This is a genomic window from Rhizobacter sp. SG703 (assembly GCF_012275445.1).
Lineage (GTDB): Bacteria > Pseudomonadota > Gammaproteobacteria > Burkholderiales > Burkholderiaceae_C > Rhizobacter.
The window spans coordinates 1-23,009 of sequence record NZ_JAAZQK010000010.1 but is presented as its reverse complement, the minus strand read 5'-3'; the positions used below and the strand labels follow the sequence as shown (position 1 = coordinate 23,009).

The following is a 23,009-nucleotide window of genomic DNA, read 5'->3' as shown; positions in this document are numbered from 1 at the left end:
CGGTCCGCCGATGCGTACGACATACCCACAAGAGGAGACACAGCCATGATCCGTTCTTCACGCGCTGCCCTGCACGGGCTCGCCTGGGCCGTCGCGCTGACGCTGAGCGCCTGCGGCGGCGGCGATTCCGACGGCAGCCCGCCACCGGCCCCGCCCCCCGTGAGCACCGACATCCCGACCACGCCGTTGCAGGACTGGCCCGCGATCAAGAGCGCGGTGGCCCGCGACGCCGGCATCGAGTCGCAGGTCGACGCGCTGCTCGCCAAGATGAGCCTGGCCGAGAAGGTCGGCCAGATGACGCAGGTCGAGATCCAGGGCGTGACGCCGGACGACATCAAGACCTACCACCTCGGCTCGGTGCTGAACGGTGGCGGCTCGTTCCCCGGCCAGCACAAGGATGCGCCGGTGGCCGACTGGCTGGCACTGGCCGACACACTGTGGGCCGCGTCGATGGACCCGGCCAACCCGAACCCGATCCCGCTGATCTGGGGCACGGACGCGGTGCACGGCCACAACAACGTGAAGGGTGCGACGCTGTTCCCGCACAACATCGGCCTGGGCGCGACGCGCGACCCGGACCTGCTGCGCCGCATCGGCGAGGTCACTGCGCGCGAAGTGGCGCACACCGGCATCGACTGGGCCTTCGGCCCGACGCTCGCCGTCGTGCGCGACGACCGTTGGGGCCGCACCTACGAAGGCTATTCGGAGGACCCGCTGGTCGTGCAGTCGTACGGCGGCGAGGTCATCAAGGGCCTGCAGGGCGCGCTCGCGAAGGACGCGAAGGCCAGCGAGAAGGTGGTCGCGACCGCGAAGCACTTCCTGGGCGACGGCGGTACGACCGACGGCAAGGACCAGGGCGTCACGGCGGTGACCGAAGCCGACCTGATCAACATCCACGGCCGCGGCTACTACACCGCCCTGCAGGCCGGTGCGCAATCGGTGATGGCATCGTTCAGCAGCTGGAAGGATGCGGCCAAGGGCGACACCGCGCGGGCCGACAAGATGCACGGCCACAAGTACCTGCTGACCGACGTGCTGAAGACCAGGATGGGCTTCGACGGCTTCGTCGTCTCGGACTGGAACGGCCTCGGCCAGGTCAACGCGACCAACAGCGATTCGACGCGGGCCTGCACCAATGCCGACTGCCCGCAGGCCATCAACGCCGGCATCGACATGGTGATGGTGCCGTACGTCGACGACTGGAAAGCCTTCATCGCCAACACGATCGCCAGCGTGCAGAACGGCGAGATCCCGCAGGCGCGTGTCGACGATGCGGTGCGCCGCATCCTGCGCGTCAAGCTGCGCGCGGGCTTGTTCGACAAGCCGAAGCCGTCGGCACGCAATGCGAACAGCGAGGTCGGCACCGCCGAGAACCGCGCGGTGGCGCGCGAGGCGGTGCGCAAGTCGCTGGTGCTGCTGAAGAACAACGGCGGCGTGCTGCCGCTGGCGCGCAGCGCCAAGGTGCTGGTGGCTGGCAAGAGCGCCGACAGCCTGTCGAACCAGAGCGGCGGCTGGTCGCTGACCTGGCAGGGCACCGACAACGTCAATGCCGATTTCGGCGGCGGCACCACGCTGTGGGCGGCGATCCAGAAGATCGCGCCGAACGCGGCGATCGACACCAGCGCCACCGGTGCGCTGGGCAGCGCGGACTACGACGCGGCCATCGTCGTGATCGGCGAGACGCCGTATGCCGAAGGCGTCGGCGACATCGGCAAGAACAAGACGCTGGAGCATGCGAAGCTGCACCCGGAAGACGTCGCGCTGATCGACGCGCTGAAGGCCAAGGGCGTCAAGAAGATCGTCACGGTGATGTACTCCGGCCGGCCGCTGTACACCAGCCGCGAGATCAACCGCTCGGATGCCTTCGTCGCCGCGTGGCTGCCGGGCACCGAGGGTGACGGGCTGGCCGACGTGCTGTTCAGGAAGGACGACGGAGCCGTCAATGCCGACTTCAGCGGCAAGCTGTCGTACTCGTGGCCGAAGGCGGCCTGCCAGGTCGCGCTGAACAAGGGCGATGCCGGCTACGACCCGCTGTATGCCTTCGGCTACGGCCTGACGTATGCCGCACCCGGCACCGACCAGGGCGCGTACGACGAGGCCACCGTGGCGCAGGGCTGCGGTGCGCCGGCGGGCGGCGGCGGCACCACCGACCAGACGCTGGCGGTGTTCGACGGTGCGAACCAGAGCGGCTTCACGATGCGCATCGGCGCGCCGTCGAGCTGGGCGGTGACGGTGGGCTTGTCGACCGCGACGAGCACCTCGACGCCGCAAGGCGAGATCACCGCGGTGCCGGTCGACGACAAGGACGGCAAGCAGTGGGCGGCGATGAAGGCGAAGTGGAACGGCGCGGCCGGCCAGATCTACATGCAGAGCACCAACGATGCCGACAAGCAGGACCTGCAGTCGTACCTGAACTCGCAGGGCTCGCTGGTGTTCGATGCGCGCGTCAGCGTGGCACCGACCGCGGCGATCAAGATGCGGGTGGATTGCGGCTACCCGTGCATGGGCGAGATCGACGCGACCACCACCTTCGGCACGTTGCCGGCCAACACCTGGACGGAGCTGGCGGTGCCACTGCACTGCTTTGCCGACCAGGGCACCGACTTCACCGCGGTCAACACGCCGTTCCTGCTTTACAGCGCAGGGCAGTTCGAGATGTCGGTGGCCAACATCCGCTGGGACCCGAAGAACACCGGCAACGTGCCGTGCGCCGGCGGCCCGCCGGTCAACGTGATCGCCGTGACGGCCGACAAGGACCTGTACGTCAACGGCATCAGCGATGCGGCGGCGCTGGCGGCACCGGGGGCGTGGTCGACCGGTGGCACGGGCAGCGTGACGCTGACGAACGACGTGGTCGACGGCGCCGACAAGCTGATCGACGTGGTGTTCAGCGGCGTGGGCGACGGCGGTGGCAACGGCGGCATCTTCATGTCGGTGCCGGACAACACGCTGATCGACGCGTCGGCGATCGCGGCGACCGGCGGCGTGCAGTTCGAGATCCGGGTGCTCGACTACGGCAACACCACGCAGGACTTCTGGACCAAGCTGGTGTGCGATCGCAAGAGCGACACCTGCCGCACCGGCGACCTCAAGGACAAGGTCGGACACCCGGCGGTCAACACCTGGCAGACGGTGAAGATCCCGTTCAGCTCGCCGGACTACGTGGCGAACGGGTTCGATCCGTCGAAGCTGACGTCGCCGCTGGAGATGCTGCCAGCGTGGGGCGACCAGAACGGAACCATCCACTTCCAGATCCGCAACCTGCGGATCGTGAAGAACCTCTGAGCGAGGTTCTCGATTGCGGCGGTCGCGCGGGCCTGGCGGTCAGCGCGTGACCCTTCAGGGGCGCGACGAGAGTTGCGCCCCCTTTTTTTCGCGTGCATCGGTGTGACCCGGGTTGCTGCAGTGGCGCGCGCGGCCTCCTTGGGATGTCTGCGTCGCGTGCTGCGTCTGCGAAAAGACGGAAAAGCAGTTGCGTGAATGGACGTTGAAGAGCCTCACGGCGCGGCACTTCTAAGAGTACAACAGCTCGGCCAAAAGCCACGAGCAGGATCCGCGCGAGGTTGGACATTCGTGTCGCCCATGCTGGAGCTATTGGCCGAGGGTGAGGAGATCCATCACTCGATCGAGCTGTCGCTGGATCGGTTGGGTCGATGACCGCAGGACAGCTGGACGCTGCAGCAGCAGGCGGCGCTGTCTCGCTACGCACTCGCGTACTTCGATCTCGTGCTCTGCGGCGCGACGGTGGGCGCCAGCGCTCGTCGCATTGGGGACGACCCGCTCAGTGTGGTGCTGACGTTCGATATCGGTGCGCTGGACACCGAGCCTCTGCTGGCGCATTGGCTGCACTGCGATCACCCGTACTCCACCATCCAGTTCGTGGAGACCACGGCGCTGTGAAATCAATCCTCGCCTATGTAGTGGCCATCCTCTTCGCGGCGAGCTTGTCGGGATGTGATCTCGATGTTCCCTCCGTCTCGTCGGCAAGATCCACGACTTTCGTCGCAGCCTCACCCGGGCCAGGCACGGAATTGACGAGCTCCAGCTTCACGCGTTGAACAAGTGGGTCGGCGAACATCGCGGCGGGTGGGGCGCAAACGGTCGCGACATACGCGCCACGAACGCTGCTCTGGGTGCAACACGGCGACGGTCAGGCGTCATCGCTGGACTTCAGTGCGGGACAACTCATGCCTCGGGTCCGCACGGCCAATATCGGCGTGCCCTCTCGGAGGATGAAGCGCGTGCTCTGACTGAAATCGTCGACTCTCCCTGAGTTGGCTGGCTTCGTGGCCTGTCCCGATTGGCGCGCCACGCTTTCGCGATGAAGAGAGCGCCTGGATCGGTGGCACCATGCGGCTTCCAACAAACGACAACAACATACCCGGGAGGCGAATGCGGTTTCCCCTCACTCTGCTACTCGCATCAACATTGGCGATGGGATCTATCGGCATTGCGACTGCGGGGCCCATCGAGGGCTGCTACGTCCAGACGCATGACATCAGCGTGCGAGGCAATACGTCCACTGCACCGGATGAACTCACTTCTGTGGTGGATCACTTTGGGATCCGAAGCGACTCCGATTCCACCTACGAATTCGATCTGCTCGTCGTGGGCGACTACGGCCATGTGTGCCAAGCCACCGGACGCTTGGACGCCACCAGGAAGGGAAAGCGCGAGGTCCTCACCCTGTTGCCGGACGAGGACGCCGACGCGATGCGAGAGCGAGGAGCGCCGCTCTGCGAGCTAACAGTCGAGGTCAAGGCCAGGACCATCGACATTCACGCCAACGCGGCGTGCAACGACCAGTTCGCCTGCGGTGTGCGCGCGGGCATCCACGACCGGTCGTTCCGACGAAGCAGCACTGCCGTGCTTTCAGAGTGCTTGACTCTGTCGCGCAGCGGCCTTGCAGTTCGAAGGAGTTCTATTCCATGAGTGTTGACATGACCTTCGGGTGCCGGCCGTCAGCGCCGCCACCTCTGTCGCGGGATGGCGGGCTGCTTTTCGCGCCGGCATGGCTTCCGATGGTGGTGCCGCCAAAGTACCCGCGCTTCTCGCGGGCGGCGTTCGGCTTGTGCGGCCTGATCCTGCTTCTGGTCGGTGGCGTCATCGGCTTCCCCGGGGCAGAGATGATGCTGTATGGCCAGTTCACTCTCCTGCCGCCGTATGCCCTGTTCGCATTGACGGCGGGGGTCTACTTCCGGTGGCTGGCGATCCATCGCGATGCATCATGCGTCGAACGATGACGAAGGAATGGACTCTGCGCGCAGTCCGCGCCGATGATGCCCCGGGCATCGCCCGGCATCGCTACCACCGGAGCGAGCCTGAATATGACGTCGACGCGTACGCGGCCTGGCTTCCGATGCGCATCGAGCGCGGCACCTACATCGGGTTCGTTGCAGAAGCGGCAGGGCGCGTTGTAGGTGGTGCCGGCGCCGTTCTGCTCGACTGGGGACCCACCCGCGGTGAGGCGTCCGGCACACGTGCCCGCATCGTGAACGTGTTCACTGACGCTCAGTGGCGTATGCGAGGCATCGCCAAGGCGCTCGTCGGCGAGGTGATGGCAACCTGCACCGAATCCGGCATCCGCGTGTTCAACCTGGCGGCTTCGGCCGAGGGCGCTCACCTGTACAGGTCACTTGGCTTCAAGCCTTACGCCGACGAAATGATCCTGCGCTGCCATGAACCGGCAACGCTCGACCAGAAACCTCGATGAGCTGCGATGCAAGCACGACGAAGTGGGCAATCTGAAGAGCGAGGGAGGGCATCTGGGGTGGGCTATTGGGGCTTGATGCGTTGGGGTTCAGTCGAGGTCCTCGGACCTTGTTTCCTTTCGGTCGCGTCCGAGCGGACGGGGCGTGATCGCGCCGGATTGAGTGCCCGGAAGTCGACAGTCGCCATGGCGACCGCTGGACAGCGGCCTCGGCCCCTTGGCGACAATTGCAGCCCCACGCTTGATACCGACCCGGTCTGCCGTGCAAGGCAAGGCATCAAGTCAGGTGCACGGGCCACGAAACGCGCGTCAGGCTTTGAGGCCGTGCACCTCGGGCTCGAAGTCCGTGCTGGCTACCCAGGCTGCGAGAGCCTCGAAAACCGCAGAGCGGTCCGGCACAAAGAGATCCTTGCCGAACAGCGGGTCACGCCCCTTGCGATGCCGATGGTCGCGCAGAGCGGCGAGCCATTCGTCGAGCCTCTGTGGCTGAAAAGCGCTGGCGAGCACGAGACGGCTGAAGATCTCTTCGATCGCGAGGTTGTTGTTCAATAGCAGCCAGTGCATCTGCTGCGCGTTGAGCGCGTAGTGGGCGAGGCCGGTCACCGTCGTGGTCTGCTCAAACACGCCCCGACCCACCGTGTCGAACCAGTTCGAGACTTGGCTGACCCAGGCAATGAGTTGGTCGCTGGTCTGAGCTCGTGTGAACTTGCGTCCGCCCAGCGCCACGGACAGCGGCCCCGGATCGTCCTCGAACTGGTCCGCGGAAGCGCTGAACTCTGGCGCAGGCCGGCGCATCACGGCTGCGACGTGCGCAGAGACCTGGTCGTGGAAATGCCGCGTCCAGACCTCGCGTACCTTCGGGCAATGGAAGCGCATGCCGAGGTGCAGCATCATCGTGCCCTTCTCGCGCCCGCTCTGGCTCACCGTCAGCTCGATGCACTGACGCACGCTGTCCGTCTCGCGCACGAGTTGCAGCCACTGCCCGTCCACGCTGATCGAAAACCCCTGTGAGCCGAAGCAGTTCGCGGCCGCGGCCTCGACGAGGAGCTGCGCTTCCTTCTCGGTGAGTTGCGGCGCACGCGGCTCCTCGGTGGGCCAAGGCATCGGAGTGCGCAGCGCGCGGCTTGCGCCACTTATGTCGACGAGTACGCTGTCGCGCCGGAGCAGCACGCCGGCCTGTGGATCGAGGACGTGCAGACCGGCCTGAGCTGCGGCTCCTCCGATGTGCCGCCACAGGTTCTCTCCCGCCCGCGATGGGTCGACGGCCAGTGCCCAGACGGCATCGCCGTCGGCGGGCGGCTCAAGGCCCTCCGGCAGGGCCCGGTCGGCTGCGGCATCCGGCCACCGGGACTCCAGTGCGGCGCGGAAGTGCGCAAATGCACCAGGCGCCGCCGGACGCGGGCCATCCCGTCCGTGAAGTCGAACTCTCAGATCACTCTGTATTCGACGATCGACCTTCAACGGGATGACGAGACCCTACGCGCAATCCTCGGCGGAGCGACTTCGTCGTGGAGTCGGCGGGCCAGGGTAGACCGCGCTCGCTGAGCCTGCCGCAGGCCCTTGGCCGCAGCAGCCTCGCCGGTGGTACGGAAGGAAACCGTGCCCCCGGCGAGCGCTGGACAGCCCGGAGAAAGCTCAGCGAACCTTCCCCGCCTTCCACGCATTCAACAGCGTGTCATAAGCGATCGTCTCGCCCTTCGGCTTCTCGTTCGCCAGCTTCTTCCACGGCGCGCCCTTGTCGCTCAGCCACTTGTTCGGGTCGCCCTTCGGGTTCAGCTTCGGTGCGCAGCGTGCCATCCCGGCGCGCTCCAGCCGTGACATCACCTGGTCCATTTCCTCGGCCAGGTTGTCCATGGCGGCCTGCGGCGTCTTCTCGCCGGTCACCGCCACTGCCACGTTCTTCCACCACAGTTGCGCCAGCTTCGGGTAGTCGGGCACGTTGGTGCCGGTCGGCGTCCACGCGACGCGCGCCGGGCTGCGGTAGAACTCGATCAGGCCGCCGTACTTGTTCGCGTTCTGCGTGAAGTAGTCGCTGCGGATGTCGCTGTCGCGAATGAAGGTCAGCCCGGTGATCGACTTCTTCAGCGAGGTCGTCTTCGCCGTCACGAACTGCGCATACAGCCACGCGGCCGCCACCTTGTTCGCGTCATGCCCTTCGAAGAAGGTCCACGAGCCGACGTCCTGGTAGCCGTTCTGCATGCCCTGCTTCCAGTACGGGCCGTTCGGGCCAGGGGCCATGCGCCACTTCGGCGTGCCGTCGGCATTCACCACCGGCAGCCCCGGCTTCACCATGTCGGCGGTGAACGCGGTGTACCAGAAGATCTGCTGCGCGATCTGCCCCTGTGCCGGCACCGGGCCGGCTTCGCCGAAGGTCATGCCGGTGGCTTCCTTCGGGGCGTACTTCTTCATCCAGTCGACGTATTTCGTCAGCGCATAAACCGCCGCCGGCGAGTTGGTCGCACCGCCGCGCGAGACGCTCGCGCCCAGCGGCGTGCAGCCATCGGCCGACGCGCGAATGCCCCACTCGTCCACCGGCATGCCGTTCGGGATGCCGATGTCGGCCGTGCCGGCCATCGACAGCCACGCATCGGTGAAGCGCCAGCCGAGCGACGGATCCTTCTTGCCGTAGTCCATGTGGCCGTAGATCGGCTTGCCGTCGATGGTCTTCACGTCTTCGCTGAAGAACGCGGCGATGTCTTCGTAGGCGCTCCAGTTCAGCGGCACGCCCAGGTCATAGCCGTACTTGGCCTTGAACTTGTCCTTCAGGTCCTGGCGTGCAAACAGGTCGGCGCGGAACCAGTACAGGTTCGCGAACTGCTGGTCGGGCAGCTGGTACAACTTCTTGTCCGGCGCGGTCGTGAAGCTCGTGCCGATGAAGTCCTTCAGGTCGATGCCGGGGTTCGTGAACTCCTTGCCCTTGCCCGACATGTAGTCGGTCAGGTTCATGATCTTGCCGTAGCGGTAGTGCGTGCCGATCAGGTCCGAATCCGAAATCCAGCCGTCGTAGATCGACTTGCCCGACTGCATCGAGGTCTGCAGCTTCTCGACCACGTCGCCTTCCTGGATCAGGTCGTGCTTCACCTTGATGCCGGTGATCTCCTCGAAGGCCTTGGCCAGCGTCTTCGATTCGTACTCGTGCGTCGTCAGCGTCTCCGACACCACCGAGACCTCCTTGACGCCCTTGGCCTGCAGCTTCTTCGCGGCGTCGATGAACCACTTCATCTCGGCCATCTGCTGGTCCTTGTTCAGCGTCGAAGGCTGGAACTCGGCATCGATCCATTTCTTCGCCTCGGCCTCGCCGGCCCAGGCGCTGTGGCCCAGTGCCAGCGCGACGGCGGCAAACGCCACGGCGTTCAAGCGCAACTTCATGTCTGTCTCCTCTGGTACTTCCCGGGGTTCACTCGACGCGCCGGCTGGGAAGAATCACCGGCGGCCTTTTCAAACAGAAAGGGAGCTTCAGCTTTTGCGCCAGCTCATCAACCCTTGCGCATCACGAGCGCCAGCAAGGCCATCGAGACGCCGAAGCTGATCCAGATCGACGGTTCCTCCGCCAGCCCGAACCAGCCGACCATCTTCTCGCTCAGCGCGACGAAGGCCAGGTTCACGTACGCCGCGCTCAGCAGCCCGATGAAGAGCCGGTCGCCGCGCGTCGTCGCCATCGGCAGGAAGCCGCGGCGCAGCGTGGTGGGCGACTTCAGCTCCCACACCGTCATGCCGGCCAGCATCAGCACGATGCAGACGAAGAACACCGCCACCGGTGTCGTCCATGCCATCCACTCGAACATCACACCCTCCCCATGGCAAAACCTTTGGCGATGTAGTGCCGCACGAACCAGATCACGATCGCGCCCGGCACGATGGTCAGCACGCCGGCCGCGGCCAGCACGCCCCAGTCCATGCCCGAGGCACTCACCGTGCGCGTCATCACCGCGACGATCGGCTTCGCGTTGACGCTGGTCAGCGTGCGCGCCATCAGCAGCTCGACCCAGCTGAACATGAAGCAGAAGAACGCCGCCACGCCGACCCCGGCCTTGATCAGCGGGATGTAGATCGTCAGGAAGAAGCGCGGGAACGAATAGCCGTCGATGTAGGCCGTCTCGTCGATCTCGCGCGGGATGCCGCTCATGAAGCCCTCGAGGATCCACACCGCCAGCGGCACGTTGAACAGCAGGTGCGCCAGCGCCACCGCGATGTGCGTGTCCATCAGCCCGAGCGTCGTGTACAGCTGGAAGAACGGCAGCAGGAACACCGCCGGCGGCGTCATGCGGTTGGTCAGCAGCCAGAAGAACACATGTTTGTCGCCGAGGAAGCTGTAGCGCGAGAACGCATACGCCGCCGGCAGCGCCACCAGCAGCGAGATCACCGTGTTGATGGCCACGTAGATCATCGAGTTGATGTAGCCCGAGTACCAGGACTCGTCGGTGAAGATCGTGACGTAGTGGTCGATCGTGAAATGCTGCGGCCACAGGCTGAACGAGGACAGGATCTCCTCGTTCGTCTTGAACGACATGTTCACCATCCAGTACACCGGCAGGATCGCGAACACCAGGTACAGCAGCAGGAAGACCACCCGCTTCTTGAAACGGCGCTCATCCATGGGCGGCTCCCTCGGTCGTCGCGGCATCCTGGCCGACGCGCTGCATCCAGTTGTAGAGGATGAAGCACAGCAGCAGGATGATCAGGAAGTAGATCAGCGAGAAGGCCGCCGCCGGGCCGAGGTCGAACTGGCCGACCGCCTTCTGCGTCAGGTACTGGCTCAGGAAGGTGGTCGCGTTGCCCGGCCCGCCGCCGGTCAGCACGAAGGGTTCGGTGTAGATCATGAAGCTGTCCATGAAGCGCAGCAGCACCGCGATCATCAGCACACCGCGCAGCTTGGGCAGCTGGATGAAGCGGAACACCGCGAACTTGCTGGCGCCGTCGATGCGCGCGGCCTGGTAGTAGGCATCCGGGATCGCGCGCAGCCCGGCGAAGCACAGCAGCGCCACCAGCGGCGTCCAGTGCCACACGTCCATCAGCAGCACGGTGAACCAGGCGTCGGTCGCATTGCCGGTGTAGCTGTAGTCGATGCCGAGCTTCGCGAGCGCGGCGCCCATCAACCCGATGTCGGTGCGGCCGTAGATCTGCCAGATGGTGCCGACCACGTTCCACGGGATCAGCAGCGAGATCGCCACCAGCACCAGCACCGCGGACGAACGCGCGCCCTTGGCCGGCATCGACAGCGCCAGGCCGATGCCCAGCGGGATCTCCACCAGCAGCACCGCCAGCGAGAAGCCGATCTGGCGCAGCAGCGCGCCCTGCAGGTCTTCGTCGCGCATCACCGACTTGAACCATTCGGTGCCGACGAACACGCGCCGCTCGGGCGAGATGATGTCCTGCACCGAATAGTTCACGACGGTCATCAGCGGCAGCACCGCCGAGAACGCCACGCACAGCACCACCGGCAGGATCAGCAGCCAGGCTTTCTGGTTGACCGGCTTCATGCCGCCACCTCCACGGAAGAATCGCTGACGTTGTCGATCAGCACGTCGTCTCGGTAATAGCAGGTGTGTGGCCCGACGAGCGACAGCCACACCGTATCGCCGGCGCGCGGGATGCGCTGGTCGGGCGACAGGCGGGCGCGGATCGTCTGCTCGCCGCCGTCGGCACCCGACCCCGCGCCGAGGCGCGCACCGAGGAGCCAGTAGGTGCCGATGTCTTGCGCCTGCGTCACGGTGGCCGGCACGGCGCCGGCGGCCTCGGGCGCGGCCAGCGTCACGTACTCCGGCCGCACGCCGAGCGCGAAGCTGCCTTCGCCGTGCAGCGGGTTGCGGGCCATCGGCAGCACGCGGCCGGCCACGTCGAGGCCCTGGCCGGCCCAGCGCACCGGCAGGAAGTTCATCCCCGGCGAGCCGATGAAGTGGCCGACGAAGCGGTGCTGCGGCCGCTCGAACAGCGCCGACGCGCTGCCCACCTGCACCGCGCGGCCGCGCGTCATCACCACCACCTGGTCGGCGAAGGTCAACGCCTCGACCTGGTCGTGCGTCACGTAGACCAGCGTCAGCTTCAGCTCGTGATGGATCTGCTTCAGCTTGCGACGCAGCTGCCATTTCAGGTGCGGGTCGATCACCGTCAGCGGTTCGTCGAACAGCACCGCCGACACGTCCTCGCGCACCAGCCCGCGGCCGAGCGAGATCTTCTGCTTCGCATCGGCCGACAGCCCGGCCGCGCGCGTGTTCAGCTGTCCGCTCATCTCCAGCATCTCGGCGATCTGGCCGACGCGCTGGCGGATGCGGTCGGGTGTGAGGCCACGCTGGCTCTTTCGTCGATTCAGCAGCGGGAACGCCAGGTTCTCACCGACGGTCATCGTGTCGTAGATGACCGGGAACTGGAACACCTGCGCGATGTTGCGCTGCTGCGGCGTCTGGCCGGTGACGTCCTGCCCGCCGAACTTCACCGTGCCCTGCGACGGCGTCACCAGGCCCGAGATGATGTTCAGCAGCGTCGTCTTGCCGCAGCCCGACGGGCCGAGCAGCGCGTAGGCGCCGCCGTCGTTGAACGTCATCTTCAGCGGCAGCAGCGCATAGTCTTCATCGCGCTGCGGGTTCGGCTTGTAGGCATGCGCCAGGTCGAGATCGATTCGGGCCATGTCAGATGCCTTCCCGATGCGGGGCGACGAGCAGCTTGCCCGCCGAATCGAACACATGCACCTGCGCCGCGTTCAGGTACAGCGTCACCGCCTCGCCGAGCGTGAACTGGTGCACCCCGGTCAGCTGCGCCACCAGCTCGCCGATCGGTGTGTCGACGTGCACGAAGGTGTCCGATCCGGAGATTTCGGCCAGCTCGACCTTGCCGCTCAACGCGATGTCGCCGTCGCGCTGGCGCACGCGCAATGCACTGGCGCGGATGCCGATCGTCAGCGCCGGCGTGCTCGACGCCGGCAGCGGCACCGACAGGTTCACGCCCGCCTGCAGGCTGATGCCGATGCTCGCGTGCGTGCCCTCGACCAGGTTCATCGGCGGGTCGCTGAAGGCGCGCGCGACGCGGATCGACTGCGGGCGGTGGAACACCTCGGCGGTCGGGCCGTACTGCAGCAGCTCGCCGGCATCCATCACCGCGGTGTAGCCGCCGAGCAGCAGTGCTTCGGTCGGCTCGGTGGTCGCGTAGACGACGGTCGATTCGCCGGCCGCGAACAGCTGCGACAACTCGTCGCGCAGTTCCTCGCGCAGCTTGTAGTCCAGGTTCACCAGCGGCTCGTCGAGCAGCATCAGCGGCGCCTTCTTCGCCAGCGCCCGCGCCAGCGCCACGCGCTGCTGCTGGCCGCCCGACAGCTCGGCCGGCAGCCGCTTCAGGAAGGGTTCGATGTGCAGCCGCTTCGCGAGCTCCTGCACGCGTTCGGCAATCCCTTTTTCGCCGCGCAACTTCAGCGGCGACGCGATGTTGTCGGCCACCGTCATCGACGGGTAGTTGATGAACTGCTGGTAGACCATCGACACGTTGCGCTCGCGCACCGGCAGGCCGGTCACGTCGCGGCCATCGGCCAGCACGCGGCCTTGCGTCGGCGTGTCCAGCCCCGCCATCAGGCGCATCAGCGAGGTCTTGCCGGCCTGCGTCGCGCCGAGCAGCACGGTCACCGCACGCGGGACCAGGGTCAGGTCCAGCGGGTAGAGGTGGGTCTGCGCACCGACCTGCTTGCCGATGCGCTCCAGCGTCAATTCCATGAGGTCTCCGAAGGTCTCGTCTGCGGTGCCGCGCCGGGCGTGCCGTGCCAGTGTTGGGCGCACCAGCGGGCCACCTGTTCGCGCTGGGCCGGTGTCAGGTGCAGGCCGAGCTTGGTGCGCCGCCACAGCACGTCGTCGGGCTCTCGCGCCCATTCGTGGTCGTGCAGGTAGTTCAGTTCGGCCTCGTGCAGCCCGGGCACCACCTCGGCGCCGGCACCGTCGGCCAGCAGCTCCTGCACGCGCGAGCCATAGCAGCGCGCGAGCCGGTGGCGCATCGCCGCCGACAGCTGCGGGTGGCGCAGCGCAAAGGCCTGCTCGAAGCGCGCGAAGTCGGTGTCGGGCCGCTGCGGGTCGCCGATCCATACGCTGAGGTCGCCGCCGGGCAGGAAGGCGCCGGCCGTCCATGCGCCGCGGGCGGTGCCGAGCGGCGCGGCCAGCAGGTCGGCCGCTTCCTCGGCCAGCTTGCGGAAGGTGGTGATCTTGCCGCCCCACACCGAAAGAAGTGGAGCCCCCGGTCGCTGCGCGCCCGCCTCCCGAGGGGGCTCGCCCCGAGCTTGGGGCGGCCCGGCGCTCGGGGCGCTCGCTTGCGTGAGGCTCAACTCGAGCGAGTAATCGCGAGTGACGGCCGACGGATCGCCCGACTCGTCGTCCAGCAGCGGCCGCACGCCGGAATACGTCCACACCACGTCGGCCGGCACGACCGGTTTCGCGAAATAGCGGCTCGCCTGTTCGCACAGGTAGGCGATCTCGCCGTCGTCGATGCGGGCGTCGCCGATCGCGCCGTGGTGCTCGACATCGGTGGTGCCGATCAGCGTGAACTCGCCGTCCTGGTACGGGATCGCGAAGATGATGCGGCGGTCCGGGTTCTGGAAGATGTAGGCATGGTCGTGGTCGAACAGCTTGCGCACGACGATGTGGCTGCCTTTCACCAGGCGCAGCGAGCGGGCGCGCGGCGCATGCGTGCCTTCGGCGAGGAACTGCGCGGCCCACGGGCCGGCCGCGTTGACCAGTGCGCGCGCGGTCAGCGTGTGCGTGCGGCCGTCGCCGGCCTGCAGCGTGACGCGCCAGGCGGTGCCTCCGCGTTGCGCATCGATGCAGCGCCAGCGCGTCAACACCGTCGCACCGCGGTCGGCGGCGTCGCGGGCGTTCAGCACCACCAGCCGCGCGTCGTCGACCCAGCCGTCGGAGTAGACGAAGCCGCGCGTGTACTGCGGCTTCAGCGGTGCGCCGGCCGGGTGTTCGCGCAGCGACACCGTGCGCGACCCGGCCAGCACTTCGCGCTTGGCCAGGTGGTCGTACAGGAACAGCCCGGCGCGGATCATCCACACCGGCCGCATGCTGGCGTCGTGCGGCATCACGAAGCGCAGCGGCCACATGATGTGCGGGGCACCCTTCAGCAGCACCTCGCGCTCGGCCAGCGCCTTGCGCACCAGCGAGAACTCGTAGTACTCCAGGTAGCGCAGGCCGCCGTGGATCAGCTTGGTCGACGCCGACGAGGTGTGCTGCGCCAGGTCGTCCTTCTCGCACATCAGCACCCGCACGCCGCGGCCTGCCAGGTCGCGCGCAATGCCGGCACCATTGATGCCGCCGCCCACGACGAGCACGTCCACTTCACCCGGCAACGCTTGGTTCAACACTCTGTCTCCTGGCCCATCGACGTTTGGCCGACCGCAAAGGGGCGGTCCGGCGTTGTTGTTCGACGATCTGTTCGATTCGGTTCGTTTCTGATCTTCTTTTTTCGTTTTATGCGAAAAACGAAAGCAATGCAACCCAGGGAATCCAGCATCTGTTTTCGTTCGGGCTTTCGGTACCCTCCGCCGCCATGACCCCGAACCCGCGCCAATCGCTGCTGCTCGACGAGGTGCGCGCGCGCGGCACGGCGACGGTGGAGGCGCTGTCGGAGCAGTTCGGCGTGACGCTGCAGACGGTGCGGCGCGACGTGAAGCTGCTGTCCGATGCCGGGCTGCTGTCGCGCTTCCATGGCGGCGTGCGGCTGCCGAGTTCGACCACCGAGAACATCGCGTACCGGCAGCGCCAGCAGCTCAACGAGCAGGCCAAGCAGCGCATCGCGCGCAGCGTCGCGCAGGGCGTGCCGGAAGGCTGCTCGCTGATCCTGAACATCGGCACCACCACCGAGGCGATCGCGCGCGAGCTGATGCGGCACAAGGGGCTGCGGGTGATCACCAACAACCTGAACGTCGCGGCGATCCTGTCGGACAACCCCGACTGCGAGGTGATCGTCGCCGGCGGCGTGGTGCGCTCGCGCGACCGCGGCATCGTCGGCGAGGCGACGGTCGATTTCATCAAGCAGTTCAAGGTCGACATCGGGCTGATCGGCATCTCGGGCATCGAGAGCGACGGCACGCTGCGCGACTTCGATTTCCGCGAGGTGAAGGTGGCGCGCGCGATCATCGAGCAGTCGCGCCAGGTGTGGGTGGCCGCCGACCACAGCAAGTTCAACCGGCCGGCGATGGTGCAGGTGGCGGGCTTCGCCGAGATCGATGCGCTGTTCACCGACCAGGCGCCGCCGGAGCCCTTCCCTTCATTGCTGGCCGACGCTGGAGTCCAGTGCGAAGTCGCGACATGATCCGTCCATGAGCACACCGACCTACCTGCTGGCCCTCGACCAGGGCACCTCCAGTTCACGCAGCATCGTGTTCGACCGCGCCGGCGGCATCGTCGCGATGGCGCAGCGCGAGTTCCGCCAGATCTACCCGCAGCCGGGGTGGGTCGAGCACGATCCGATGGAGATCTGGCGGTCGCAGCTCGCGACCGCGAAGGAGGTGCTGGCGAAGGCCGGCATCGCCGCGCGCGACATCGCATCGATAGGCATCACCAACCAGCGCGAGACCACGGTGGTGTGGAACCGCCGCACCGGCGAGCCGCTGTACAACGCGATCGTCTGGCAGGACCGCCGCGCCGAGCCGACCTGCGCCGCGCTGCGCGAGCGCGGGCTCGAGGGCACCTTTCGCGAGAAGACCGGGCTGATCATCGATGCCTACTTCTCGGGCACCAAGCTGAAGTGGATCCTCGACCACGTGGGCGGCGCGCGCGAGGCGGCGTCGCGCGGCGAGCTGGCCTTCGGCACCGTCGACTCGTGGCTGATGTGGCACCTGACCGGCGGCGCGGTGCATGCCACCGACGTCAGCAACGCGTCGCGCACGCTGCTGCTGGACGTGCGCCGCAATGCGTGGGACGACGAGCTGCTGCAACTGCTCGACGTGCCGCGCGAGGTGCTGCCGCAGGTGTTCCCGTCCAGCCACGTGTACGGCCACACGAAGGCCGAGTTGCTCGGCGCGTCGCTGCCGATCGGCGGCGTGGCCGGCGACCAGCAGAGTGCGTTGTTTGGCCAGGCCTGCTTCCGCGCCGGGCTCGCGAAGAACACCTACGGCACCGGCTGCTTCATGCTGACGCACACCGGCGCGCAGTTCCAGACTTCGACCAACGGGCTGATCACCACCAGCGCGGCGCAACCGACGGCGCAGGCCGAGTTCGCGCTCGAAGGCAGCGTCTTCATCGGCGGCGCGGTGGTGCAGTGGCTGCGCGACGGGCTGAACGCGATCAAGGCGAGCAGCGAGGTGCAGTCGCTTGCCGAGAGCGTGCCCGATGCCGGTGGCGTGATGTTCGTGCCGGCCTTCACCGGCCTGGGCGCGCCGTACTGGAAGGCCGATGCGCGCGGCGCGATCGTCGGGCTGACGCGCGGCACCACGGTGGCGCACATCGCTCGCGCGGCGCTGGAGAGCATCGCGTTCCAGAGCGCGGCGCTGCTGCAGGCGATGGGACGCGACGCGGTGGCCGCGGGCGGCGCGCCGGTCAGCGAGCTGCGCGTCGACGGCGGCGCCTGCGTCAACAACCTGCTGATGCAGTTCCAGGCCGACCTGCTGGGCATCGCGGTGGTGCGGCCGAAGGTGATCGAGACGACGGCGCTCGGCGCGGCCTCGCTGGCCGGGCTGTCGTGCGGCGTCTACAGCGGGCTCGGCGAGCTGGAACGCCAGTGGCAGGTCGAACGCACCTTCCACCCGACGATGTCGCGCGAGCGCGCGCAGGCCTTGATGGGCGAGTGGGAGCACGCGGTGCGGCAGACGGTGGTGGGGTGAGTTGGCAGGACATTGTGGAGATTGAATGCAGCGAATGGCCCGTTCGCTGATTCGCAACACCCCCATCGGAGTGTCTTGACGAGCCCTTGCGCCGTTCATAACGTGCACTCCCACTGCTGACGCACCGACGGTTGCGCGGCACAGCCAAAGTCGCACGATCGATGCGCATGGCGTGGTGCTTGAAGCTCATTGGGGGAAATCCTTGAATCATTCACGTCATGTGGCCGTGGCGCGGCCACGCACGGCCGTCGCAGTGGCGGCCTCGGTGCTCGCTCTCGTCTGCATTCCGACGATGGCGCTCGCGCAGACCGCCGTGACGATCCAGCCGCCGAACCTGTCGGGTGCGGTGTCCGGCAGCCTCGCCGGACGGGCCTCGGTGGGCGCCGGTGCGGCGACATACTCGGTGTCGATCGCGGTGCCGCCGGGCACGGCGGGCATGGCGCCCGGCGTGTCGCTGAACTATTCGAGCCAGTCCGGCATGGGCACGCTCGGGCGCGGCTGGGCCGTGGGCGGTCAGTCGAGCATTGCGCGCTGCGGCAAGACGCTGGCGATCGACAAGGTGCGCACGGCGGTGTCGCTCGATGCGAACGACCAGTTCTGCCTGGACGGCCAGCGGCTGCTGCCGGCGACCGGCTCGAACGGCACCGAGTACCGCACGCGCATCGACGGCTTCAGCAAGATCGTGCCGACCATCACCGACGCGGCGAAGGGCCCTGATTCCTGGAGGGTCTACCTGAAGTCCGGGCAGGTGATGACCTACGGCGGCACGGCCGACGCCACCTTCGACGTGCAAGGCGGCACGCGCAACCTGCGCTGGGCGCTGTCGCGCTCGCAGGACCGGCGCGGCAGCTATTCCACCATCAGCTACGCGAAGAACAGCGCGCTTGGCGAGATGGTGCCGACGCGCATCCGCTACACCGGCAACGACAGCACCGGGCTGCTACCGTACAACGCGGTCAACTTCGTCTACGAGACCCGGCCCGACCCGTGGCAAGGCTATGTCGCCGGCAACCTGCTGAGCCGCACGCAGCGGCTGACGGCGATCCAGACGCGCGTCGACACCGCGGCCGACGGCAGCGGCGGCACGCTGGTGCGCGACTACCGCGTGGCCTACAAGACCAACCCGATCAACGGTCGCAGCTTGGTTGATGCGATCAGCGATTGCGACAGCGCGGGCAATTGCCTGCCCGCAACGCGCTTCGCGTGGACGGTGCGCGACCCCGCGGCGGAGACCTTTGCGGCTGCCGGCAGCGGCAACTGGGGCGGCCCGGTGCCGCAGCTGCAGGAACTGATGCCGGTGAACCAGAAGCTCGGCAGCAAGACGCAGCAGGTGCAGACGCAGGTGCTGATGGGCGACTTCGACGGCGATGGCGCGGTCGACCTGGCGCGCTCGGATGGCAACGGCAACTGGCGCGTGTGCCTGTCGCGGCGCACGACCTTCACATGCCAGTCGTGGGCCGGACCGGCCAACGGCGATCGCGGGGTGGCGCAGGGCGATTTCAATGGCGACGGCCGCATGGACATCGCATGGATTCCCGTCGTGGGCTCATCCACCTGGAGCGTGTGTCTTTCGACCGGCAGCGGCTTCTCGTGCAGCGACTGGGCCGGCCCGAGCTTCGGCGGCCCGGTGGCCGACTTCAATGGCGACGGGCGCGACGACATCCTTGCCGTCGACAAGAACGGCAGCAAGGGCGGCTCCAGGTTGTGCACCGGCGTGGCCACCGGCGGTGGCTGCATCGCCTACGACACCGCCGAGTTCGTGCTGGCCACGCTGACGGATTGGGAGAGCGGCCCGACCATCAAGAAGGTGACCGGGGACTTCAACGGTGACGGACGCGCCGACTTCCTCATCACCGAGAAGTCGGGGGCTTGGAGCGATGCAAGCGTGTTCCTGTCGACCGACCAGGGGCTGGTGCGCTCCCGGCTGATGGGCGCCACCGACTTCTTTCTGCCGCCGATCCCCGACCCGGGCACGACCATCCTGGGCGACCAGAACGGCGACCCGTACGACAGCTACAGCGACGCACTGGACTCGCATTCGCTGAACGGCGTCTATTCGGCCAAGGTGTGCCGCTCGACCGGCGTGTCCTGGTCGTGCTCGCCGATCCTGGGTGACTTCGCGCACGGCGGGTACTCCGACGCCAACGTCGGCGATTACGACGGCGATGGCCGAGCCGATCCGGCCGGCAGCGCATCGGTCTGCCAGATGGGCGACAGCGCGCCGTATCAGTTCGGCGCCACCTACGGCGGCGGCGTCAACGTGGCCTGCCGCGCATGGACCATGGCTACACCGGGCACTCCGACGGCCACCTACGTCGGCGACTTCAACGGCGACGGCATCCCGGACCGCGCCTACTACATCGCCGCGAGCAACTCCGCGGGCAGTTGGTACGTGGCGCTGACCGGCAACGGCGGCACCACCGATCTGCTCGAGTCGGTGACCGACGGCGAGGGCCACCAGACGCAGTTCAGCTACAAGCGCATGGACGACACCAGCGTCTACACGCGCGGCGCGGATGTCGCCTGGCCGCTGCGCAACACCGTCAGCGGCCCGCCGCTGGTGGCGCAGCGCCGCGTCGCCAACGGGCAGGGCGGCTGGCTCAGCACCGACTACCGCTACCAGGGCCTGCGCAGCAACCAGCAGGGCCTGGGCTCGGTGGGTTTCGAGACGATCGAATCGACCGACCAAGCCACCGGCACCACCACGCTGAGCCGCTTCAAGCAGGACGACCCGTTCATCGGCATGCCGGTGCAGACCAAGGCCACGCAGGCCAACGGCGTCGTGCTGAGCCAGACCGACAGCACCCTCGCGTCGTTCGCGACCACCGGTGGCGCGCTGTTCACCTACACAAGCAGCAGTACGAGCATCACGCGCGACCTGAACAACGCGCTGATGGTGACGCGCACGACGCAGGTCAATGCGAACGGCATCGACGCCTTCGGCAACATCACGTCGAGCAGCGAGACGGTGAGCGGCGGGGGCGACAGCTTCACGACGACCACGACGAACACCTACGACAACCTCACCGGCCCGTGGTTGATCGGGCTGCTGCGCAAGTCTGTGGTGGCCAAGTCGGCGCAGCAGGCGGGCGACGTCGCGGCGACGCCGGCTGCATTGACCTTCTCGGCCTGCAACACCTCGAGCCCGGCGGCCATGCCGGCGCTGGCGTGGATGAGTTGCACGCTGGGCAACACCGGCCAGACGGTGGCCGCATCGATCGCATACGCCGCGCCGGCGGGCATGACGGTGAACGGCCCGGCCAACTGCTCGGCGAACACCGCCGACTGCGGCGCGGTGGTGCTGACCTCGGGCGCCGCCGCCGGCACCTACGGCGGCACGCTGAGTGCGACGCCGTCGCCGGCGGGCAGCGCCGCGTCGAAGGCGGTGTCGCTGACGGTGGCGCCGCCGCCGCTGGTCTTCGTGCCGGTGTCGACGCAGTGGAGCACCATCGGTGCGGCGTCCGACTCGGGCGACTGGCCGACGATCAAGAACAACAGCAGCGTGTCGCTGCTGATCACCGCACACACGACCGCCGCCGGGCCGGGGGGCATGTGGTCGTGGCAGGGACAGGCCGGCTACTGCCAGCCGGGCAGCACGGTGCTTGCGCCCGGTGCGTCGTGCCAGACCTTCTTCGGCACCGGCGGCCTGGCCACCGCGGGCAGCTACACGGCCACCGACCAGATCGGCTACCAGGTGGTCGGCGCGACCGGCACGACCTACACGGTGCAGCAGGGCTATGGCTTCTCGATGGCGAGCACCACGCCGAGCGTGAGCAGCCTGTCGTTCGGCAACGTGCCGGTGAACACGACGAGCGCTGCGCAGAGTTTGACGCTGACCAACAACGCGACGAACGGCGGCACGCTCGCGAACCTGTCGATCGCGCTGAGCGGCACGAAGCCGGGGGACTTTGCGCTGACGCACAGCTGCGGCACCGCCCTCGCGGCGGGCGCGGCCTGCACGGTGACGGTGAGCTTCAAGCCGACGGCGATCGCCAACGGCATCGGCGCCACGCTGCAGGTGCAGGGGTCGTATCCGCGCATGCAGGGCGGGGCCACCGGCGGTATCATCCTCGCGAATGGCGTGAACCTCGCGCTGCCGGTGGCGGGCAACGGCACCGGCACGATCGCCACGCTGACCTCGGCGGCGAACCTCGTCGTGCCTGCAACCTGGTATGGCGGCGGGACGCAGACGGTGACAGCCACCTACCGCAACGACGGCAACCTGCCGATGAGCCTGGCCTCGCCGGCGCTGGCAGCGCCGCTGAGCGTGGCGAGCAATGGCTGCAGCGCGGTGGCGACCGGAGGCAGCTGCAACCTGGTGATCGCCGCGGCGACCAATGTGCCGGGGATCGGCCAGACGCAGAGCTTCGTGCCGGCCGGGGCGACCACGGCGCCCGCTTCGACGGGTGTCACCTGGACCACGCAGAGCGCGGTGCCTCGCTGGAGCAGCACCGCACTCGCCTTCGGCAACGTGGCCGTCGGCAGTTCGGCGTCGCAAGGCGTGAACCTGATCAACGACGGCAACGTGGCCTACAACTGGGCCGCCAACAGCGCCGTCGTCAACCTGCCGGCGGGCTTCGCGGTCAACACCGGCGCGTGCAGCAACGTGGCGCCGGGCGGTTCGTGCCCGGTGACCGTCAGCTTCGCGCCAGGCAGTGCCGGCAGCGCCAGTGGCAGCGGCCTCACGATGAGTGCGGCATCGTTCAACGCGAACAGCTTCAGCGTCTCGGGCACGGGCTACATCCTGCCGAATCTCACGGCGGTATCGAACTCGGTCAGCGCCACATCGACGGCACCGACGCAGGCCTCGGTGTACGTGGGCTACATCAACAGCGCGCCGACGGCGACGACCTTGACGCTGTCGATCAGCGGGGCTGGGCTGACACTGGTTCCCACCACGGCAAATTGCGGCGCCTCGACGTCCTGCGGCGGCTTCCGGATCGATTCGTCCGCAGCGGCCGGCGTCTACACCGGCACGATCACCGGCACCTCGTCGATGGGCGGCAGCGTGCCGCCCATCTCGGTGACGCTGACGGTGCTGCCGACGCCGAGCAACACCACGGTGACGGTCAATCCCACCTCACTGGCATTCGGCTCCCATGGGATGGACCAGACCTCGGCGGTGCAGACGGTGACGGTGTCCAACACCGGCGCAGCGCCTGCGGCGTTGAACTTCACGTGGCCGGCGATTTCCGGCGGGGCGAACTTCGGGCGACAGGGCGGCACCTGCGTGGATGGCGCACAGCTCGGCGCGGGGGCGTCGTGCACGGTGGGCGTCGTGTTCATCACCGGCTGCACCGCCGGAACGCTGAACCAGAACATCAAGATCTCCGGCGCAAACTTTCCGACTGCGTCGATCGGGGTGAGCGGCACGATCAAGACGGGGAAGTGCACATGAGCACGACGAAGCACAAGATGATGCGGGCCGCGTTCTTGGCGGCGCTGCTCGGGTTGAGCGTTGCAACGCAGGCCCAGACGGCCGGCCAGACCGTGACCCGCACGGTG

16 protein-coding genes are annotated in these 23,009 nt (G+C 67.6%); 8 read left to right on the top strand and 8 right to left on the bottom strand.

The genetic code is table 11. The annotated features are described in order from the left end of the window. Window positions 1-45 precede the first annotated feature (45 nt). From FHT26_RS20895 to FHT26_RS20875, 5 genes are all read left to right on the top strand, one after another. Entirely contained in the window at window positions 46-3,285 is a 3,240-nt protein-coding gene (locus tag FHT26_RS20895; RefSeq protein WP_168562034.1) for a glycoside hydrolase family 3 N-terminal domain-containing protein, read from the top strand. Between the two features lie 441 nt (window positions 3,286-3,726). After that, a complete protein-coding gene (locus tag FHT26_RS20890) occupies window positions 3,727-3,900 on the top strand; it encodes a hypothetical protein (RefSeq protein ID WP_168562033.1) in 174 nt (57 codons plus the stop codon). A gap of 492 nt (window positions 3,901-4,392) precedes the next feature. After that, on the top strand, window positions 4,393-4,932 hold the full coding sequence (locus tag FHT26_RS20885) for a hypothetical protein (protein ID WP_168562032.1): 540 nt from the start codon (window positions 4,393-4,395) through the stop codon (window positions 4,930-4,932). Next, on the top strand, window positions 4,929-5,243 hold the full coding sequence (locus FHT26_RS20880) for a hypothetical protein (RefSeq protein WP_168562031.1): 315 nt from the start codon (window positions 4,929-4,931) through the stop codon (window positions 5,241-5,243). Before FHT26_RS20885 ends, FHT26_RS20880 begins: the two co-directional genes overlap by 4 nt. Further along, the gene (locus FHT26_RS20875) at window positions 5,240-5,713 is read left to right on the top strand and encodes a GNAT family N-acetyltransferase (RefSeq protein WP_168562030.1); all 474 of its coding nucleotides are present in this window, start codon (window positions 5,240-5,242) and stop codon (window positions 5,711-5,713) included. Before FHT26_RS20880 ends, FHT26_RS20875 begins: the two co-directional genes overlap by 4 nt. 306 nt (window positions 5,714-6,019) lie before the next feature. On the opposite strand, the gene FHT26_RS20870 is transcribed toward FHT26_RS20875, so the two are convergent. From FHT26_RS20870 to glpD, 8 genes are all read right to left on the bottom strand, one after another. Beyond that, on the bottom strand, window positions 6,020-7,171 hold the full coding sequence (locus FHT26_RS20870; protein WP_168562029.1) for a hypothetical protein: 1,152 nt from the start codon (window positions 7,169-7,171) through the stop codon (window positions 6,020-6,022). A 174-nt stretch (window positions 7,172-7,345) separates the two neighbouring features. Beyond that, window positions 7,346-9,079 carry an ABC transporter substrate-binding protein gene (locus FHT26_RS20865; protein ID WP_168562028.1) on the bottom strand — a complete coding sequence of 578 codons (1,734 nt, stop codon included), beginning with the start codon at window positions 9,077-9,079 and terminating at the stop codon, window positions 7,346-7,348. Window positions 9,080-9,186: 107 nt separating this feature from the next. Continuing rightward, window positions 9,187-9,495, bottom strand: a complete 309-nt coding sequence (locus FHT26_RS20860) for a DUF2160 domain-containing protein (RefSeq protein ID WP_056803667.1) — start codon at window positions 9,493-9,495, stop codon at window positions 9,187-9,189. Next, entirely contained in the window at window positions 9,495-10,307 is an 813-nt protein-coding gene (locus tag FHT26_RS20855; protein ID WP_056803669.1) for a carbohydrate ABC transporter permease, read from the bottom strand. The genes FHT26_RS20860 and FHT26_RS20855 overlap by 1 nt, the downstream gene beginning before the upstream one ends. After that, a complete protein-coding gene (locus FHT26_RS20850) occupies window positions 10,300-11,190 on the bottom strand; it encodes a carbohydrate ABC transporter permease (RefSeq protein WP_168562027.1) in 891 nt (296 codons plus the stop codon). Before FHT26_RS20850 ends, FHT26_RS20855 begins: the two co-directional genes overlap by 8 nt. Beyond that, entirely contained in the window at window positions 11,187-12,335 is a 1,149-nt protein-coding gene (locus FHT26_RS20845) for an ABC transporter ATP-binding protein (RefSeq protein ID WP_168562026.1), read from the bottom strand. The genes FHT26_RS20850 and FHT26_RS20845 overlap by 4 nt, the downstream gene beginning before the upstream one ends. A gap of 1 nt (window position 12,336) precedes the next feature. Continuing rightward, the gene (locus FHT26_RS20840) at window positions 12,337-13,407 is read right to left on the bottom strand and encodes an ABC transporter ATP-binding protein (RefSeq protein ID WP_168562025.1); all 1,071 of its coding nucleotides are present in this window, start codon (window positions 13,405-13,407) and stop codon (window positions 12,337-12,339) included. Further along, window positions 13,398-15,044, bottom strand: a complete 1,647-nt coding sequence (glpD, locus tag FHT26_RS20835; RefSeq protein ID WP_168562024.1) for a glycerol-3-phosphate dehydrogenase — start codon at window positions 15,042-15,044, stop codon at window positions 13,398-13,400. Before glpD ends, FHT26_RS20840 begins: the two co-directional genes overlap by 10 nt. A 185-nt stretch (window positions 15,045-15,229) precedes the next feature. On the opposite strand from glpD, the gene FHT26_RS20830 reads away from it, so the two are divergent. The 3 genes from FHT26_RS20830 to FHT26_RS20820 all read left to right on the top strand — a co-directional run bounded on the left by FHT26_RS20830 (window position 15,230) and on the right by FHT26_RS20820 (window position 22,902). Further along, window positions 15,230-15,994, top strand: coding sequence for a DeoR/GlpR family DNA-binding transcription regulator (locus tag FHT26_RS20830; RefSeq protein ID WP_168562023.1), 765 nt, complete (start codon window positions 15,230-15,232; stop codon window positions 15,992-15,994). 7 nt (window positions 15,995-16,001) lie between these two features. Next, window positions 16,002-17,504, top strand: coding sequence for a glycerol kinase GlpK (gene glpK, locus FHT26_RS20825; RefSeq protein ID WP_168562022.1), 1,503 nt, complete (start codon window positions 16,002-16,004; stop codon window positions 17,502-17,504). Between the two features lie 265 nt (window positions 17,505-17,769). Further along, the gene (locus tag FHT26_RS20820; protein ID WP_168562021.1) at window positions 17,770-22,902 is read left to right on the top strand and encodes a choice-of-anchor D domain-containing protein; all 5,133 of its coding nucleotides are present in this window, start codon (window positions 17,770-17,772) and stop codon (window positions 22,900-22,902) included. Window positions 22,903-23,009 lie beyond the last annotated feature (107 nt).